At 60.3% G+C, this 16749-nt stretch carries 17 protein-coding genes; 10 read left to right on the top strand and 7 right to left on the bottom strand.

The features are described from left to right. Positions 1–1158, bottom strand: a complete 1158-nt coding sequence (emhA, locus tag KGB14_RS02990; protein ID WP_223484031.1) for an efflux RND transporter periplasmic adaptor subunit EmhA — start codon at positions 1156–1158, stop codon at positions 1–3. 265 nt (positions 1159–1423) lie between these two features. Between emhA and emhR the strand changes: the two genes are divergently transcribed. Together emhR and KGB14_RS02980 are read left to right on the top strand one after the other, a co-directional pair. Further along, the gene (gene emhR / locus KGB14_RS02985) at positions 1424–2056 is read left to right on the top strand and encodes an efflux system transcriptional repressor EmhR (protein WP_223484030.1); all 633 of its coding nucleotides are present in this window, start codon (positions 1424–1426) and stop codon (positions 2054–2056) included. Between the two features lie 163 nt (positions 2057–2219). Beyond that, positions 2220–3104, top strand: a complete 885-nt coding sequence (locus KGB14_RS02980) for a DMT family transporter (RefSeq protein WP_223484029.1) — start codon at positions 2220–2222, stop codon at positions 3102–3104. 100 nt (positions 3105–3204) lie between these two features. Here KGB14_RS02980 and KGB14_RS02975 read toward each other — a convergent pair whose 3' ends face one another. From KGB14_RS02975 to KGB14_RS02965, 3 genes are read right to left on the bottom strand one after another with little or no spacing between them, the layout of a single operon-like run. Continuing rightward, entirely contained in the window at positions 3205–4254 is a 1050-nt protein-coding gene (locus tag KGB14_RS02975) for an alkene reductase (protein ID WP_223484028.1), read from the bottom strand. Between the two features lie 22 nt (positions 4255–4276). After that, a complete protein-coding gene (locus tag KGB14_RS02970) occupies positions 4277–5443 on the bottom strand; it encodes an MFS transporter (protein WP_223484027.1) in 1167 nt (388 codons plus the stop codon). A 2-nt stretch (positions 5444–5445) separates the two neighbouring features. After that, positions 5446–5766: an ArsR/SmtB family transcription factor gene (locus KGB14_RS02965; RefSeq protein ID WP_223484026.1), complete on the bottom strand. Its 321-nt coding sequence runs from the start codon at positions 5764–5766 to the stop codon at positions 5446–5448. 154 nt (positions 5767–5920) lie between these two features. Between KGB14_RS02965 and KGB14_RS02960 the strand changes: the two genes are divergently transcribed. Continuing rightward, positions 5921–6499, top strand: coding sequence for an ACP phosphodiesterase (locus tag KGB14_RS02960; RefSeq protein WP_223484025.1), 579 nt, complete (start codon positions 5921–5923; stop codon positions 6497–6499). A 109-nt stretch (positions 6500–6608) separates the two neighbouring features. Here KGB14_RS02960 and KGB14_RS02955 read toward each other — a convergent pair whose 3' ends face one another. Both KGB14_RS02955 and olsB read right to left on the bottom strand, forming a co-directional pair. After that, positions 6609–7400, bottom strand: coding sequence for a lysophospholipid acyltransferase family protein (locus KGB14_RS02955; protein ID WP_223484024.1), 792 nt, complete (start codon positions 7398–7400; stop codon positions 6609–6611). After that, positions 7400–8155, bottom strand: coding sequence for an L-ornithine N(alpha)-acyltransferase (gene olsB, locus KGB14_RS02950; RefSeq protein WP_007903792.1), 756 nt, complete (start codon positions 8153–8155; stop codon positions 7400–7402). The genes KGB14_RS02955 and olsB overlap by 1 nt, the downstream gene beginning before the upstream one ends. 154 nt (positions 8156–8309) lie before the next feature. Here olsB and KGB14_RS02945 point away from each other — a divergent pair, with 154 nt between their 5' ends. From KGB14_RS02945 to KGB14_RS02925, 5 genes are all read left to right on the top strand, one after another. Continuing rightward, positions 8310–9188, top strand: a complete 879-nt coding sequence (locus KGB14_RS02945) for an acyl-CoA dehydrogenase family protein (protein ID WP_223484023.1) — start codon at positions 8310–8312, stop codon at positions 9186–9188. A 184-nt stretch (positions 9189–9372) separates the two neighbouring features. Continuing rightward, positions 9373–10467, top strand: a complete 1095-nt coding sequence (locus KGB14_RS02940) for a serine hydrolase domain-containing protein (protein WP_223484022.1) — start codon at positions 9373–9375, stop codon at positions 10465–10467. Then, positions 10464–10793, top strand: coding sequence for an amidase (locus KGB14_RS02935; protein ID WP_223484021.1), 330 nt, complete (start codon positions 10464–10466; stop codon positions 10791–10793). Before KGB14_RS02940 ends, KGB14_RS02935 begins: the two co-directional genes overlap by 4 nt. A gap of 171 nt (positions 10794–10964) precedes the next feature. Then, positions 10965–11555: a YceI family protein gene (locus KGB14_RS02930; RefSeq protein ID WP_223484020.1), complete on the top strand. Its 591-nt coding sequence runs from the start codon at positions 10965–10967 to the stop codon at positions 11553–11555. A 1-nt stretch (position 11556) separates the two neighbouring features. Further along, entirely contained in the window at positions 11557–12714 is a 1158-nt protein-coding gene (locus KGB14_RS02925) for a phospholipase D-like domain-containing protein (RefSeq protein ID WP_223484019.1), read from the top strand. A gap of 131 nt (positions 12715–12845) precedes the next feature. Here the strand turns inward: KGB14_RS02925 and bglX are convergent, their stop codons facing one another. Then, positions 12846–15137 carry a beta-glucosidase BglX gene (gene bglX / locus KGB14_RS02920; RefSeq protein WP_223484018.1) on the bottom strand — a complete coding sequence of 764 codons (2292 nt, stop codon included), beginning with the start codon at positions 15135–15137 and terminating at the stop codon, positions 12846–12848. Positions 15138–15383: 246 nt separating this feature from the next. On the opposite strand from bglX, the gene KGB14_RS02915 reads away from it, so the two are divergent. Next, positions 15384–15995, top strand: coding sequence for a LemA family protein (locus KGB14_RS02915; RefSeq protein WP_223484017.1), 612 nt, complete (start codon positions 15384–15386; stop codon positions 15993–15995). Between the two features lie 43 nt (positions 15996–16038). Continuing rightward, a partial coding sequence (locus tag KGB14_RS02910; protein ID WP_223484016.1) for a TPM domain-containing protein occupies positions 16039–16749 on the top strand: 711 nt, incomplete at its 3' end.

Below are 16749 nucleotides of genomic sequence, written 5' to 3'. Positions count from 1 at the left end.
TTACTCCCCTTTGCCGCCGACAGCTGTATTAGCTGCCTGTGCGGGGGCCGGGCTCTTTGTGCCAACGTTAGTTGCTTCAGTGGCCCTGACTTCAACGCCCGGTCTGACGAATTGCAGCCCTTCGGTGATCAGGCGATCGCCTGCCTTCAGACCGTCTTCAATCAGCCATTGGCTACCGACGGTGCGGCTGGCCTTGAGCTGACGCAGTTCGACCTTGTTGTCCGGACCGACGACCAGCGCGGTCGGAGAGCCTTTGAGGTCGCGGGTCACGCCTTGTTGCGGAGCCAGAATCGCCGCGCTGTTCACACCGGCTTGCAACTGAGCGTGAACGAACATGCCCGGCAGCAAGGTGTGATCAGGGTTCGCGAACACGGCACGCAGGGTCACGGAGCCGGTGGTCTGGTCAACCGAAACTTCGGAGAACTCGAGCTTGCCGTCCAGCTTGTACTGGCTGCCGTCTTCGAGAGTTAGCTTGACCGCGGCGGCATTATCACCAGCCTTTTGCAGGCGACCGCTTTCCAGTTCGCGGCGCAGCTCAAGCAGCTCCACCGAGGACTGGGTCACGTCGACGTAGATCGGGTCCAGTTGCTGGATGACCGCCATGGCGTCGGCCTGGCCACTGCTGACCAGCGCGCCTTCCGTCACCGAAGAACGGCCGATGCGACCGGAGATCGGTGCATACACCTTGGTGTAGCGCACGTTGATCTGGGCACTTTGCAGGGACGCTTCCGATTGCAGGCGGTTGGCCAGCGCCGTGTCGTATTCCTGACGGCTGACGGCTTGTTCGTCGACCAGTTGCTTGTAGCGGTCGGAAATCGACTTGGTTGAGCGCAAGTTGGCTTCGGCGCTTTTCAGGGTCGCGTCATAGACCGATGGATCGATCTGATAGAGCTGCTGGCCGGCCTTGACGTCGCCGCCTTCCTTGAACAGTCGTTTGAGAATGATGCCGTTGACCTGTGGGCGAACTTCCGCAATGCGGAACGCACTGGTGCGCCCCGGAAGTTCGGACGTCAGGGTGAAGGCTTGAGTTTGCAGGGTTACGACGCCGACCTGAGGGGGTGGTGCGGCAGGTGCCGCCTCTTCCTTTTTACATCCGCTGAGCAGCGATGCCAGGGCGACGGCAGTAACCAGAGCGGTAACAGCTGGCTTGAATTGCATGAAGATCCTCGGGTCAGGCGCGCAAATTGCGCACAAGAAATGTGGAAGGTTAAAAAATTTTTGCCGGGTGGATAAGTAGCTTGCTAAGGAATATACTTACATTCATGGTTGTTTGTAAAGGCTTTGGCGGCGTATCCACGCCATTACAAAAGTCGTTGAAAGGTTTGAATTGTAGGCCTGATGAGTCGCTCCAAAGCGCTCGCCCCACTTTTATTCAGCTGATATTCAGACATCGCTGAAGCACCCTGATTGAGGTTGTACCGCCATGGTTCGTCGTACCAAAGAGGAAGCTCAAGAAACCCGAAGCCAGATACTCGAAGCGGCAGAAAAAGCCTTTTACGAACGAGGCGTGGCGCGCACGACGCTGGCGGACATCGCTAACCTGGCCGGCGTGACTCGCGGGGCCATCTACTGGCATTTCAGTAACAAGGCGGATCTGGTGCAGGCCATGCTCGATACCTTGCATGAGCCGCTGGAAGAAATGGCCAAGGCCAGCGAAAGCGAAGCGGAGCTCGATCCGCTGGGCTGCATGCGCAAGTTGCTGATTCATTTGTTTCATCAAGTTGCCCTGGACCCGAAAACCCGACGCATCAACGAGATTCTGTTTCATAAGTGCGAATTCACCGATGAAATGTGCGATCTGCGCCAGCAGCGCCGAACGGTCAGTCTCGATTGCAATGTGCGAATCGCTCTGGCCCTGAGTAATGCGGTGAATCGGGGGCAGTTGCCGGAAAACCTCGACACTGCCCGCGCGGCCATCAGCCTGCATGCGTACATCGATGGCATCCTGTATCAGTGGCTGTTGGCCCCCGACAGTTTTCAACTGCACACCGAGGCCGAGCGTTGGGTCGATACAGGATTAGATATGCTGCGCTTGAGTCCCAGCCTGCGCAATTGAAACAAAATGCGTAATTGGAACCGTTTGTGTCAAATACTTGAAGCGGGCGAAGATCCCAGCTTCGTTCGCCTTTTTGCAATGGGATGCTTTTATATACGTAGGCTCGCCTGGTTGATAGATAGCGAGCTACGTATTTTGTAGGAATTTTGTGTCGAGTGTGTGAATGAGTGTGAATAACCCGGGCTACAAGGGTGCCGAGCAGCCGATCAAGGGCATCGCATTGATTTGCCTGGCGGTGTTGTTGTTTGCCAGCCACGACACCCTGTCCAAATACCTGTCCGGGTTCTACCCCATCGTCATGGTGGTCTGGGCACGTTACGTGGTGCACACGCTGTTGATGCTGGTGATTTTTGTGCCACGCAGTGGTTTTTCGGCGGTGGTGCGCACCAAGCGGCCCGGTTTGCAGTTTCTGCGTGCCCTGTGCCTGATCGGCACCAGCCTGTTCTTCACCACAGGTCTGCGTTACATCCCCTTGGCCGAGGCCACGGCTGTGAACTTCCTTGCACCTTTATTGGTCACTGCGCTGTCCGTGCCGTTGCTGCATGAGCGGGTGACGCGCAATCAGTGGCTGGCGGTGCTGGGTGGGTTTGTTGGCGCGCTGATCGTCGTGCGGCCTGGCGGGGCGCTGTTCACCCCGGCGATCTTGTTGCCACTGTGCTCGGCCTTGTGTTTTGGTTTCTATCAATTGCTCACCCGCCTGCTCAGCGGTATAGATAGCCCAACCACCAGCAACTTTCTGACCGGCATTCTCAACAGCCTGATCATGAGTGCGTTGTTGCCGTTCTTCTGGAGCACGCCGACGTTGCTGCACGGTCTGTTCATGATTGGCCTGGGCACCTGCGGCATGCTCGGTCACATGCTGCTGACCCAGGCCTTCCGTCACGCCGCGCCGGCAATGCTCGCACCGTTCAGTTACGGGCAGATTTTGTTTGCCGGAATGTACGGATACCTGGTTTTCGGCCACACACCGGACAGTTTCGGCGTGATCGGGATTGCGGTGATTTGCCTCAGCGGTCTCGCGGTCGCCTGGGGGCAGCGCAAACGCTGACAAGATCTGTAGGAGCTGCCGAAGGCTGCGATCTTTTGATCTTCCAATGAAAAGCCCCGGCTCTTTCGAGTCGGGGCTTTTGCGTTTCAATGGCGGACGTTTACAGCGCCGGGTAGTCGATGTAACCAACCGGGCCCTTGCCATAGAACAGTTCCGGACGAGGCTCGTTCAACGGCGCGTCAGCCTTCAAGCGCGCTGGCAGGTCCGGGTTGGCAATGAACGGCACACCGAAGGCGACCGCATCAGCCTTGCCGCTGGCCAGCCAGGCGTTGGCGCTGTCCTTGGTGAAACGTTCGTTGGCGATGTACGGGCCGCCGAAAGCTTCTTTGAGTTGTGGGCCGAGGCTGTCGGCACCTTCCTTCTCGCGGGAGCAGATGAAGGCGATGCCACGCTTGCCCAATTCGCGAGCGACGTAGGTGAAGGTTTCGGACAGGTTGTCGTCGCCCATGTCATGGGAATCGGCGCGCGGCGACAGGTGCACACCGACGCGGCCCGCGCCCCAGACTTCGATCGCAGCATCAGTCACTTCCAGCAACAGGCGCGCACGGTTTTCCAGGGAGCCGCCATAGTTGTCGGTGCGCTGGTTGGTGCTGCTTTGCAGGAACTGGTCGAGCAGGTAACCGTTGGCACCGTGGATTTCCACGCCGTCGAAACCGGCGGCCTTGGCGTTCTCGGCACCGACACGGTAAGCGTCGATGATGTCGGCGATTTCTGCGGTTTCCAGCGCGCGCGGGGTTGGGAAGTCGGCCAGTGGACGAACCAGGCTGACGTGGCCTTTAGGCTGGATGGCGCTCGGCGCGACCGGTGCTTCGCCGTTCAGGTAAGAGGGGTGGGAAACACGACCCACGTGCCACAGTTGCAGGAAGATTTTGCCGCCCGCGCCGTGGATCGCTTTGGTCACGTTGCTCCAGCCGCGCACCTGGTCGTTGGACCAGATGCCGGGAGTGTCCGGATAGCCGACGCCCATCGGCGTGACCGACGTGGCTTCGCTGAGGATCAGGCCGGCAGAGGCACGTTGTACGTAGTACTCGGCCATCAGCGCGTTCGGCACACGGCCTTCATCGGCGCGGCAGCGGGTCAGTGGCGCCATGATGATGCGGTTGGCCAACTCGAGGTCGCCCAGTTTGATTGGATCGAAAATAGTCGTCATTTAATACAACCCTCGTGAGGTATCAGTTGGTAGCAGGAGCCAGTTCGGGATTACCGCTCTGACGGAAAGTAATCAGGGTCACCAGCAGGGCGAGTGCTGCCAGTGCGGCGGCCGCGAGTGGCACGCGGGTCAGGCCTAGACCGTGGGCGATGACGCTGCCGCCGACCCAGGCACCGAGCGCGTTGCCCACGTTGAAAGCGCCGATGTTCAGGGTCGACACCAGGTTGGGTGCCGCCTTGCCGTAGGTCACAACGTTCACTTGCAGGGCGGGTACGGCGGCGAAGCACGCGGTGGCCCAGAGGAATAGGGTGATTTCGGTCGGAATCACTGCAATGCTGGTCCAGGTCAGCACGGTGGACACGACCGCCATGGTGATGAACACACCGATCAGCGTTGCAGCCAGGCTTTTGTCCGCCAGCTTGCCGCCGATGATGTTGCCGACCGTCAGGCCCAGACCGATGAGCATCAAGGTCCAGGTCACACCGCGTGGCGAGACACCGGTGACCTCGCCCAGCAGAGGCGCGACATAGGTGAACAAGGTGAAGACCGAGGCGGCGAACAGCGCCGTCATGCTCAACGACAGCCAGATGCCGGCGCCTTTGAGGGCGCGCAGTTCGGCGCGCATGTCGAGTTTTTCTTCATCGCGTTTGGCCGGCAGGAAGCGGATCAGGCCGATCAATGCGATCACACCGATCACCGTCACTGCCCAGAAGGTCGAACGCCAACCGGCTTCCTGACCGAGCGCGGTGCCCAGCGGCACGCCGAGAACGTTGGCCAGGGTCAGGCCGGTGAACATCAGGGCCACGGCCGACGCACGCTTATTGGCCGGCACCAGACCTGCCGCCACCACTGAACCGATGCCGAAGAAGGCGCCGTGACACAGGGCCGTGACCACGCGGGCAAACATCAGGACGTTGTAGTCGCCGGCCAGGGCGCAAAGCAGGTTGCCGATGATGAAGATGCCCATCAACGCTACCAATGCGGCTTTGCGCGGCAGTCTGGCGGTGGCCAGTGCCATGAACGGTGCACCGATGGCCACGCCCAGGGCGTAACCGGTCACCAGCCAGCCGGCGCCGGGGATCGACACACCAAGGTCGGCCGCCACCTCGGGCAACAGGCCCATGATGACGAACTCGGTGGTACCGATGGCGAAGGCGCTCAAGGCCAGAATGAGTAGCGAGAGGGGCATTGTCAGTTCCTTGTCGGAGCGCTGAGCTCCTTGACGATGGCCTTGAGGAACGCCTGAATCACGTCCTCGTTGCGTTTGAAAAAGTGCCATTGACCGGCTTTCTGGCTGCTGATCAGTCCCGCCCGTTGCAAGGTCGCCAAGTGAGCGGACACGGTCGACTGCGACAGGCCGCAGCGCTGATCGATCTGTCCGGCGCAAATGCCGTACTCGTGGTTGTGGATCTGTTCCGGGAACTGGACCTTGGGGTCTTTCAGCCAGATGAGAATGTCTCGGCGTACTGGGTGTGCCAGGGCTTTTATTATTTCGTCGAGGTCGATGGTCATGGTTTGGGCTCGTGATGAGTAAAACGCTATATCGCGATGAGGCGAACTTTAAATCGGTACTTCGCGATATACCAATATGAATTCGATCTGAAGACCGCATAAATCGGTATATCGGGTTATAACGATATGGATGGCGCAGTGCTAAGCTGCGCGCATGAACTATCTCGCACATCTGCACCTCGGTGGCCAGCGGCCCGGTCAAATGCTCGGCAGTCTGTATGGCGATTTCGTCAAAGGGCGGCTGCAAGGGCAGTTCGATCCGGAGATCGAAGCGGCTATCCAGTTGCATCGCAGCATTGACGTGTTTACCGATCGCCATCCTTTGGTGGATATCGCCTTGTCGCGGTTTTCCATCACGCGCAGGCGTTACGCCGGGATCGTGCTCGATGTGTTTTTCGATCATTGCCTGGCGCGGGACTGGACGTTTTACTCGGATCAGCCACTGGAGCAGTTCACGTCGGACGTGTACAGGGTGCTGTCCAGCGAGTCGCAATTGCCGGAGCGCCTGGCGAAGATTGCGCCGCACATGGTGGCCAATGACTGGTTGGGGGCTTATCAGGAGTTTGAGGTGCTGGAGCAGGTGCTGCGCGGGATTTCACGCAGGCTGACCCGGCCGGAGGAACTGGCCGGGGCGATGCGGGAATTGCGGGTGTTGTATGAACCGTTGAGCGAAGATTTTCGGTTGTTCTATCCACAGTTGCAGGACTTTGTCCAAAACTATCCAGCGACATAAAAACAATGTGGGAGCGAGCCTGCTCGCGATAGCGGTGTGACATTCAGCATCATCATTGAATGTTAAATCGCTATCGCGAGCAGGCTCGCTCCCACAGGGGGATGTGTGTTTAAGCCGCGATTGCGGGTCGCATTGGTGCTTGCTGCACTTCCGGAATCGCCCCGAACAACGCCTTCTGCACCGCCTGCTGCGCTTCGAACGCCAGCGCCGCACGTTCCCGGTCCTGGCACTCGATCGGTTTGAGCAGGTGAATCTCCACCTCACCCCGATCATTGGCGAACAAGCGCATCAGGTGCGAGAGCAAATCATCATCGCCAATGAACGGTGCCAGCGTATCGAGCTCGCCACCGCGCAGATAACGAATCGCCACCGGTTGCAGCGCCACTTCGGAATCGATCGCCGCAGACAGCAAACGACCATGAAACGTACGCAGCGAGCGACCATCGGTGGTGGTGCCTTCCGGGAACATCAGCAGCGGGTGTTCCTGTTCCAGGTGGCGGGTCATTTGTTTGCGGATCAACTGACTGTCGCCTGAACCACGGCGAATGAACAGGCTGCCGGCCTTGGCCGCTAACCAGCCCGCCACCGGCCAGGTGCGCACTTCGGCCTTGGACAGGAACGACAGCGGCGTGAGCATGCCGAGCAATGGAATATCGGTCCAGGACACATGATTGCTGACCCAGAGCATCGGTTGCCTGGGCAGCTCACCATGCACGGTCACGCGAAAGGGCAGGGCATTGCTCAGCCGCGCCATGAAAAACCGCGACCAGCGCTGGCGACGGACCATCGAGTGGGCAATCCCCAGTCGCTCGAACAAGCCGAACACACTGGCCATGCTCAATCCCAGCGTCACCACCAAAAGCACTCGCGCAATTCGCGCGTACACCCGTAAGCGGCTCATTACACAGCCGCCTTGAAGTGCTTGGCGTAACGCGGGCAGAGCTCGTCGCGCTTGAGCAAGATGAACACGTCGGCCACCTGGAAATCCTCGTCCCAGCACGGCTCGCCGCAGATTTTCGCGCCCAGACGCATATAGGCCTTGAGCAGCGGCGGCATTTCGGCGATGACGTTGGACGGAATATCCAGTGTCGGCAGTGGCTTTTTCGGCTCGGCCCGCAGGTGTTCGGTGCACAGGTAGCGTTCGCGCAGACGCTGCATGATCGCGTGGGCCTGAATGCCGCCGTCCTGCATCGGAATGCTCGCGCACCCCATCAAATAACTGTAACCGCCCTGGTTCAGCACCTCGGCCAGTTCACCCCAGAGCACGGCGATGGTGCCGCCGTTGCGGTAGGCCGGATCGACGCAGGTGCGACCGATTTCCAGGATCGGGCCTTTCAGATGGACCAGGCCATGCAGGCTGAATTCTTCTTCACTGTAGAACTTGCCCAGGCTGCTGGCCGCTGTGTGGTCGAGCAACCGGGTGGTCGCCACCAGGCGCCCGGTGTTCAAGTCACGCACGCCGATGTGGGCGCAGTGAACATCATAGTCATCCATGTCCAGACCCAACTCCGCGCCCTTCAGCTTGGCGTTGAATTCGCCGCTGAACACGTTGAAGCGCAAGGCCTGGGCTTCCTGCAACGCCTCGGCGCCCACCAGGCGTTCGGCTTGCAGGCGGCGTTCATTGCCGGTGTCGCTGATGCGGGCGATCTGAGTCATTGTGAGTCTCCGTACGGGCTGGCCACCCGTCTTGGGTTGCAGCCGATCGACTTTCTTTATGCAGCCGTGTTGTGCAAAGTCAGGCTATGTAGCCCCGGTGTCATCGCCATGAAGCTTTGGTGATGCTTATATGACAGCCCACAAGGAGCCTCTTATGCCCTGGCAAACCCTGTTGAAACGCCGCGATCGTCTGCCCGCCAACCTGGACCTGGGCGAAGGCTTTGCAGCCTTGTTGCAACAATTGGGCGCAGTGTCGCCGTTTGAATTGGCGGTGGTCGGTGGACGGCTGATGGCAACACCGGGGCTGGCGTTTCTGGTGGGTTATCAGGCGGCGTTGCGCATGCTCTGGCCGAGCGCGCCGCTGAGCCTCGGCGCGTTGTGCGCGACCGAACAGCGCAGTTTGCGGGTGGCGGACATGCAGACCCGCCTGAGCGATCTGCGCCTGAGCGGTCGCAAGGATTTCGTCACCGCTGGCGATGCCGCCGACTGGTTGCTGGTCGCCGCGCGCAGTGAAGAGCCCGGCGAAGTGCCGCGCTTGAGTCTGGCGGTGGTTTATCCCGATGAGCCGGGCGTGCGATTGGAAAAACTCGAGCCGATGCCGCTGATGCCGGACATCGGCCACGGTCGGTTGTTTCTCGACAACGCGCTGTGCGAATTGCTGGCGGGGGATGGCTGGGATGCTTACGTCAAACCATTCCGCACCCTGGAAGACATCTATGTGCTGAGCGCCATGGCCGCGTGGCTGTACGGCGTTGGCCAGGACAATGACTGGCCGCAAACCTTGCAACTGCGTTTGCTGGCGCTGCTGGCCGGATGCGCGGAAGTCAGCCGCCAGGCGCCGAACAATCCGGCGGGGCATGTGTTACTGGGCGGGTTGTTTGCGCAGTTCGACGGGCTCAAGGCTGAAGTGAATCAGGCCCTGACCGATGGCCCGCCGCAATGGGCGCAGATGTGGCAGCGCGATCAGGCCGTGATGGATTTGGCGGCAGGGGCGCGAGGGAAGCGGTTGGCCAAGGCGTTGGCGGTGTATTGACGGGCCTCATCGCGAGCAGGCTCGCTCCCACATTGGATTTGTGTCGTGCTGCAGATTTGTGCTCAGCACAGCCCTCCTGTGGGAGCGAGCCTGCTCGCGATAGCGATTGCATTGACGACGCAAATTCAAAAACTGTCATCAAGCTCGACTAGGCTCAGCAGGTTCATCCCTCCGAGCGCCCCCTATGTTCAAAGGCTTGTCCCTGATTGTCATGCTGCTGCTCAGCCTCACGGCCCAGGCCGAAAACTGGCCGGCCGAGCGATGGTCGCCCGGCCCGAAAGTCACCGGCCCAGCACTTCAAGCCTTGGAGAGCTACGCGTTCCCACCCCGTAACGACACCACTCGCGAGGGCATCCGCACCGACGCCTTGTTGGTCATCCGCGACGGTCAACTGATCTACGAACGCTACGCCGGCCCGACCACTGCTCAAACGCCGCACCTGACCTGGTCCATCAGCAAAAGCCTCATGGCCACAGTCCTCGGTGTGGCCTATGGCGAAGGCCTGTTCAAACGCCAGGATCCGGTGCAGAAGTTCTATCCAGCGCTGGAAAAACACCCCGCCATGACCATGGCCGACCTGCTGCACTGGGCCTCGGGCCTGGACTGGCAGGAAGACTATGAATACGCGCCGTTGAAGTCCTCGGTGGTGGCCATGCTCTACACCCGTGGTCACCGCGACATGGCGGCGTTCACCGCCGACCACGACGAATACGCCAGCCCCGGTCAGGCATTCCGCTACTCCAGCGGCGACAGCAATCTGCTGGCCGCCGCGCTGAAAAACATCGTCGGCCCGGCCCGTTATCCTGATTATCCGTGGACTGCGCTGTTCGAACCCTTGGGGATCCGCAGTGCGATTTGGGAAGCGGATGCCACGGGGACATTTGTCGCATCGTCCTATGCCTACCTCACCGCCCGGGACCTGGCACGCGTCGGCCTGCTGATGGCGCGCGACGGTCGTTGGCGTGAGCGGCAACTGCTGCCCAAGGATTGGGTCGACTTCAGCCGTGAGCCTTTCGCCCACTATCGAGCCAACCAGGATGAAGCCGTGCCCGGCGGACATTGGTGGCTCAATCGCGCGGTGGAGGGCGCGCCCCGACCCTGGCCCGACGCACCTGCCGACACCTTCGCCGCGTTGGGTCATTGGGGGCAGGCGATGTATGTGATTCCCAGCGAAAAACTGGTGATCGTGCGCTACGGCGATGACCGCGACGGGGGGTATCGGCACAACGAATTGCTCAAACTCGCACTGAAGGCATTTGCCCTGAAGGTGCAGCCATGAGTCGCCATAGTTTTATTCGCCGTCGGCCGTTCAGCACACTGTTGCTGGTGCTGCTGATCGCCTTGTTTGGCTGGGTCTGGCAGGAGCGTGTGGCGCTGTGGGCCTTCCCGGACATCATCAGCGCCTACACCGCCAAGGAATATTGCTCCTGCCGCTATGTGATGAACAACCCGGCCGAGTATTGCCAGGGCTATGTGAAGCAGTGGTTGCCCACCAGCGGCTTCGTCGATGACGCTGCGAATAAGCGCGTGACGGTTGCTGGAGTGGGGCGCAGCAATAGCGCTGTTTGGGTTGGCGAACGCCAAGGCTGTCGGTTGATGCCCTGAAAAGATCGCAGCCTTCGGCAGCTCCTGCATTGACCGCGTGCAACCATGAAGAAGCGGGTGGACCCAACCCCTGTAGGAGCTGCCGAAGGCTGCGATCTTTTGATCTTTGCAGTTTGCAATGTGCCCACGGCCAGTTAAGGTTCGCTCAGGTTTATCTGCCCATGAGTCTCTATGTTCAACCGCTTTGTCTGCAAAACCCTCGCCTTCCTGCTGCTGGCCGGCATCACCGTGTCGGCCCAGGCCAATTGGTATCTGGACGGCGAGTCTTCGCGGCTGTCATTCATCAGCACTAAAAACGCCAACATCTGCGAAGTGCAGCGCTTTCTGGTGCTGCACGGCAAGGTCGATCCCAACGGCCTGGCCGAGGTAGAAGTCGAGCTGGAGTCGGTCAACAGCGGCATCCCGCTGCGTGACGAACGCATGCGCAAGGAGCTGTTCGAGATCCAGACGTTCCCTGAGGCACTGATCACGACACAGATCGATCTGCGACCGATCAACGACCTGGCGCCGGGTGCGCAACTGGAGTTGCGCTTGCCGTTGACCGTCAACCTGCATGGCAAACAACACCAATACAACGCCGAACTGCTGGCGACCCGTCTCGATGACCGACGCTTTCAAGTGGTGACCCTCGAACCTTTGGTCATCAGCGCTGAAGACTTCGACCTGGCGCCGGGCCTGGAAAGCTTGCGCAAGGTTGCCGGTTTGTCGTCCATCAGTCTGTCGGTGCCGGTGAGTGCGGTGCTGATTTTCACGGCGCGCTGAGATGCGTGGCGCAATTTTCCCGTGGCGCGAAGGCAACCGCTTTGAACTGCTGATCGACGGTCCGCAGTTTTTTCCGCGAATGCTGGTGGCGATTGCCCGCGCCGAAGAACAGGTCGAACTGGAACTGTACCTGGTGGAGGCAGGGGCCTGCGCCGAGGCCATGGTTCAGGCGCTGGTCCAGGCGGCCGAGCGCGGTGTGCGGGTGCGCTGCCTGTTCGATGACTATGGCAGCCTGGCGTTCACCCTGACGTTGCGTCAGCGCCTGATGGCCGCCGGTGTCGAGTTGCGTTTTTACAATCGCCTGAGCTGGCGACGCTGGGTGGGCAACTTCTATCGCGACCACCGCAAGCTGTTGCTGGTGGATCAGACCTTGGCCGTAGTCGGTGGCACCGGGGTCACCGATGAGTTCTGGGCGCCGGGCGAAGACACCTGCGAATGGCACGAAGTGATGGTGGAAATCACCGGTCCCTTGGTTATCGACTGGCAATTGCTGTTCGATCGCCAATGGATCGCCAACCGCTATCGGCGTGCCTGGAAACCCGTTTCGCACTTCGGTTTACCGCGCCTGCCGCGAGTGCCGGCCATGGGCGAGGGCATGGGCCGGGTCGCCTATGCCGACGCCCGCCAGCACCGGGACATTCTGCAATCGTTGGTTCGCGCGCTGAACAGCGGCCAGCGGCGAATCTGGCTGGCCACGCCGTATTTCCTGCCCACCTGGAAAGTCCGCCGCTCACTGCGCCGGGCGGCGGCTCGTGGCGTCGATGTGCGTCTGCTGCTGACCGGGCCGCGCACCGATCACCCGTCGGTGCGTTACGCCGGGCATCGCTACTACCCGCGACTGCTCAGGGCAGGGGTGAAGATCTTCGAATACCAGCCGTGTTTCCTGCACCTGAAGATGGTGCTGATCGATGACTGGGTGAGCATCGGCTCGTGCAATTTCGATCACTGGAATCTGCGTTTCAATCTGGAAGCCAACCTCGAAGCACTGGACCTCGGACTGACCCGAGCGGTGGCGGCGAGTTTCGAGAATGACTTTGCCCTGAGCCAGGAAGTCAGCCTCGAAGCATGGAAGCGCCGACCGTTGTGGCGGCGAGTCAAGCAACGGATGTGGGGATGGGTGGATCGGTTGGTGGTGAATCTGCTGGATCGACGGGGATAGGTTTTTTCAAGATCAAAAGATCGCAGCCTGCGGCAGCTCCTACAGGGGATGGTGTACACACGTGATTTCACGGATGTACCCAATCTGTGTAGGAGCTGCCGCAGGCTGCGATCTTTTGCTTTTCAGCGGTCTTACAGCAACTCAAAACTCTGCTGCGTCACGTCCTCGGAGTCCAGGCCGATCTGCACGTTGAACTTGCCCGGTTCCGCGGCGTACTTGAGCTGGGCGTTGTAGAACTTCAGGTCATCCTCGGTGATGGTGAAGTGCACGGCTTTCTGTTCGCCGGCCTTGAGCATTACTTTCTGGAAGTTCTTCAGTTCCTTGATCGGGCGAATCATCGAGCCGGTCACGTCCTGGATGTACAACTGCACCACGGTTTCGCCGTCACGCTTGCCGGTGTTCTTCACCACGACGCTGGCGTCGAGCTTGCCGGTCTTGTTCAGTGTGGTCGACGACAGGGCCATGTCGGTCAGGCTGAACTGGGTGTAGCTCAGGCCGAAGCCGAACGGGAACAGCGGCCCGGTGGTGTCCTCGAAGTATTGCGAGGTGTAGTTGCCCGGTTTGCCCGGGGTGAACGGCCGGCCAATGGTCAGGTGGTTGTAGTAGGTTGGAATCTGCCCCACCGAACGCGGGATGGTGATCGGCAGTTTGCCCGACGGGTTGTAGTCGCCGAACAGCACGTCAGCGATGGCGTTGCCGCCTTCGGTGCCGGTGAACCAGGTTTCCAGAATCGCATCAGCCTGCTCTTTCTCTTCGAGAATCGACAGCGGACGGCCGTTCATCAACACCAGCACCAGCGGTTTGCCGGTAGCCTTCAAGGCCCTGATCAGCTCGCGCTGGTTGGCCGGAATGTTCAGGTCGGTGCGGCTCGACGATTCGTGGGACATGCCACGGGATTCGCCCACCGCTGCCACTACGACGTCGGCTTGTTGCGCGGCTTTCACCGCTTCATCGATCAACACGTTGTCCGGACGCGGATCATTCACCACTTCCGGCGCATCGAAGTTGAGGAAGTTCAGGTAATCGAGGATTTTCTTGTCGCTGGTGATGTTCGCGCCACGGGCGTAGATCAGCGTCGATTGCGCGCCGAGTGCGTGGGTCATGCCGTCGAACAGCGTGACCGATTGCGCGGGACGGCCAGCAGCGGCCCAACTGCCCATCATGTCGATCGGTGCCTTGGCCAGCGGACCGATCAGGGCGATTTTCGCGGTTTTCTTCAGCGGCAGGGTGTCGCCCTGGTTCTTCAGCAATACCTGGCCGCGACGTGCCACATCACGGGCCTCGGCGCGGTGCAGGCGGCTTTCGGCGTAGGTGTCGGCCGGGTCATCCTCGGCCTTGCCGATGCGCAGGTACGGGTCCTTGAACAGGCCCATGTCGTACTTGGCGGCGAGCACTTCGCGCACGGCGTTGTCGATGTCTTTCTGTTCGATCTCACCGGCCTTCAGCAACCCCGGCAGCTCTTTGCCGTAGAGGGTGTCGTTCATGCTCATGTCGATGCCGGCCTTGATCGCCAGCTTCGCGGCTTCGCGACCGTCAGCGGCGACGCCGTGCTTGATCAGCTCGAAAATTGCCCCGTGATCGCTGACCGCCAGGCCCTTGAAGCCCCATTCCTTGCGCAGCAGGTCGTTCATCAGCCAGGTGTTGGCGGTGGCCGGCACGCCATTGATCGAGTTCAGTGCAACCATTACCCCGCCAGCACCGGCGTCGATGGCGGCGCGGTATGGTGGTAGATAGTCCTGGTACATCTTGACCGGGCTCATGTCGACGATGTTGTAGTCGCGACCGCCCTCGACCGCGCCGTACAAGGCAAAATGCTTGACGCTGGCCATGATGCTGTCGGCCGCGTTCGCGCCTGAACCCTGGAAGGCCTTGACCATGACGCCGGCGATCCGCGAAACCAGGTAGGTGTCTTCGCCGAAGCCTTCGGACGTGCGGCCCCAGCGTGGGTCGCGGGAGATGTCGACCATCGGTGCGAAGGTGATGTCCAGGCTGTCAGCCGCTGCTTCCTGGGCGGCGATGCGCCCGGACCGGCCAATGGCATCCATGTCCCAGCTCGAAGCCAGGGCCAGGGGGATCGGGAAAATCGTCCGGTGGCCGTGGATCACGTCATAGGCGAAGAACATCGGGATCTTCAACCGGCTGCGCATGGCCGCGTCCTGCATCGGGCGGTTTTCCGAGCGGGTGATCGAGTTGAAGGTGCCGCCGATATTACCGGCCGCGATTTCCTTGCGGATCATCTCCCGAGGCATTTCCGGGCCGATACTGATCAGGCGTAACTGGCCGATCTTTTCATTGAGGGTCATTTGCTCCATCAGGTGGCTGATGAAGGCGTCCTTGTTCTCTATAGGTGCGGGCGTCGTGGCGGCCAATACGGTATGACTGGCCAGGCTGACGAACAGGCCCAGCAAACACAGCTTCTTCATGAATGGTTTTCTCAAAAGCCTAAACGGCAGTGAATACGCGCCGGTCAGCCAAAATTTTGGGAGCGACTATTGTTGTTTGGGCATTGTTCAGAAAAATGCAGCACACTTCTCAACTGTTTTGCGCAGGGCATCTTTTAGCCCATTGGCTCGATGCAATCCAGTAGCGGCGCCGATTATGCCCCAAGAGCCGGCTTCAGAGTTCGCAGGTTGTTTCATCAACGGAATGTGCAAGGGAGCGTCAATCAGATGAATGTACGACACCATTATCGATCGAGCCTGCAGGTTGCAGTCTTGATGATGCTGACCACTCTGTTGGCCGGCTGCGGCATCAACAATATCCCGACCCTTGACGAACAGGCCAAGGCTGCCTGGGGTCAGGTGCAGAACCAGTACCAGCGTCGCGCCGACCTGATTCCCAATCTGGTGGAAACCGTCAAGGGCTATGCCCAGCATGAACAGGAAACCCTGACCGCGGTGATCGAAGCCCGCGCCAAGGCGACGTCGATTCAGGTGGATGCCAGCACGCTGGACAATCCGGAAAAGCTCAAACAGTACGAGCAGGCGCAGAATCAGCTGACCGGCGCGCTGAGTCGGTTGATGGTGGTGTCCGAGCGTTATCCGGACCTCAAGGCCAACCAGAACTTCCTGGCGCTGCAATCGCAACTTGAAGGCACCGAGAACCGCATTGCCGTGGCGCGTCGCGACTTCATCCTCGCGGTGCAGAAGTACAACACCGAAATTCGCACGTTCCCCGGTCGCCTGTGGCATACCGTGATGTACAGCGATTTGCCGATCCGCGAAACGTTTGAGGCCACCAGCCCGGGTGCCGAGAAAGCGCCTGAAGTGAAGTTCAAGTAAGCGTCGGAATGGGTTCCAGGCGTCACCAAGGATGAGGTTGCCAATGCGCGTGTTGAAAGTGGGGCTGGTGTTGTTACTTTGGGTGTTTACCCTGACGGCCCAGGCTGAGTTGAAGTTCCCGGAACTGACCGGGCGGGTGGTGGACAACGCCCGGATGATCGAGCCTGCAGTGCGCGAGCAGCTGACGCAACAGCTCAATGCCCATGAAAAAGCCACCGGCGAGCAGTTGGTGGTGGTCACGTTGCCAAACTTGCAGGGCACCGACATCGCGGATTTCGGTTATCAGCTGGGACGCTACTGGGGCATCGGCCAGAAGGACAAGAACAACGGCGCGCTGCTGATCGTCGCGCGAGAGGAGCGTAAGCTGCGGATCGAAGTCGGTTATGGCCTGGAAGATCGCCTGACCGATGCGCAGAGTTCGGTGATCATCAATCAGGTAATCACTCCGGCGTTCAAGGCTGGCAACTTCAGCAAGGGCATCAGCGACGGGGTGGCGGCGATGCTGGTGGTGCTGGGGGGCAATCCGCTGGACGAGCCGTCGACGGTGTATGAGCCGCGTGGCAATCAGGAGAGCGATTTCGTTGCGCGGCATCCGGGGTTGTTCGTGTTCCTGATGATGCTGTTTGTCCTGACGATCTTCGTCGGCCAGATGTTCGGTATTCTGCCAAGCGGACGCGGGGGAGGCCGTGGCGGCTCGGGAGGCGGTTTCGGCGGTGGAGGTTTTGGCGGCGGCGGCTTCAGCGGTGGCGGGGGC

The sequence above is a fragment of the Pseudomonas sp. A-RE-19 genome (assembly GCF_019956555.1).
Lineage (GTDB): Bacteria > Pseudomonadota > Gammaproteobacteria > Pseudomonadales > Pseudomonadaceae > Aquipseudomonas.
Note: the sequence above shows the minus strand (reverse complement) of the source record. Positions and strands in the feature narration are given on the sequence as shown.

What these genes read in the sequence shown, in the direction of transcription:
- emhA (WP_223484031.1), bottom strand. Translation starts at nt 1,158, where the DNA reads ATGCAATTCAAGCCAGCTGTTACCGCTCTGGTTACTGCCGTCGCCCTG.
- emhR (WP_223484030.1), top strand. Translation starts at nt 1,424, where the DNA reads ATGGTTCGTCGTACCAAAGAGGAAGCTCAAGAAACCCGAAGCCAGATA.
- KGB14_RS02980 (WP_223484029.1), top strand. Translation starts at nt 2,220, where the DNA reads ATGAGTGTGAATAACCCGGGCTACAAGGGTGCCGAGCAGCCGATCAAG.
- KGB14_RS02975 (WP_223484028.1), bottom strand. Translation starts at nt 4,254, where the DNA reads ATGACGACTATTTTCGATCCAATCAAACTGGGCGACCTCGAGTTGGCC.
- KGB14_RS02970 (WP_223484027.1), bottom strand. Translation starts at nt 5,443, where the DNA reads ATGCCCCTCTCGCTACTCATTCTGGCCTTGAGCGCCTTCGCCATCGGT.
- KGB14_RS02965 (WP_223484026.1), bottom strand. Translation starts at nt 5,766, where the DNA reads ATGACCATCGACCTCGACGAAATAATAAAAGCCCTGGCACACCCAGTA.
- KGB14_RS02960 (WP_223484025.1), top strand. Translation starts at nt 5,921, where the DNA reads ATGAACTATCTCGCACATCTGCACCTCGGTGGCCAGCGGCCCGGTCAA.
- KGB14_RS02955 (WP_223484024.1), bottom strand. Translation starts at nt 7,400, where the DNA reads ATGAGCCGCTTACGGGTGTACGCGCGAATTGCGCGAGTGCTTTTGGTG.
- olsB (WP_007903792.1), bottom strand. Translation starts at nt 8,155, where the DNA reads ATGACTCAGATCGCCCGCATCAGCGACACCGGCAATGAACGCCGCCTG.
- KGB14_RS02945 (WP_223484023.1), top strand. Translation starts at nt 8,310, where the DNA reads ATGCCCTGGCAAACCCTGTTGAAACGCCGCGATCGTCTGCCCGCCAAC.
- KGB14_RS02940 (WP_223484022.1), top strand. Translation starts at nt 9,373, where the DNA reads ATGTTCAAAGGCTTGTCCCTGATTGTCATGCTGCTGCTCAGCCTCACG.
- KGB14_RS02935 (WP_223484021.1), top strand. Translation starts at nt 10,464, where the DNA reads ATGAGTCGCCATAGTTTTATTCGCCGTCGGCCGTTCAGCACACTGTTG.
- KGB14_RS02930 (WP_223484020.1), top strand. Translation starts at nt 10,965, where the DNA reads ATGTTCAACCGCTTTGTCTGCAAAACCCTCGCCTTCCTGCTGCTGGCC.
- KGB14_RS02925 (WP_223484019.1), top strand. Translation starts at nt 11,557, where the DNA reads ATGCGTGGCGCAATTTTCCCGTGGCGCGAAGGCAACCGCTTTGAACTG.
- bglX (WP_223484018.1), bottom strand. Translation starts at nt 15,137, where the DNA reads ATGAAGAAGCTGTGTTTGCTGGGCCTGTTCGTCAGCCTGGCCAGTCAT.
- KGB14_RS02915 (WP_223484017.1), top strand. Translation starts at nt 15,384, where the DNA reads ATGAATGTACGACACCATTATCGATCGAGCCTGCAGGTTGCAGTCTTG.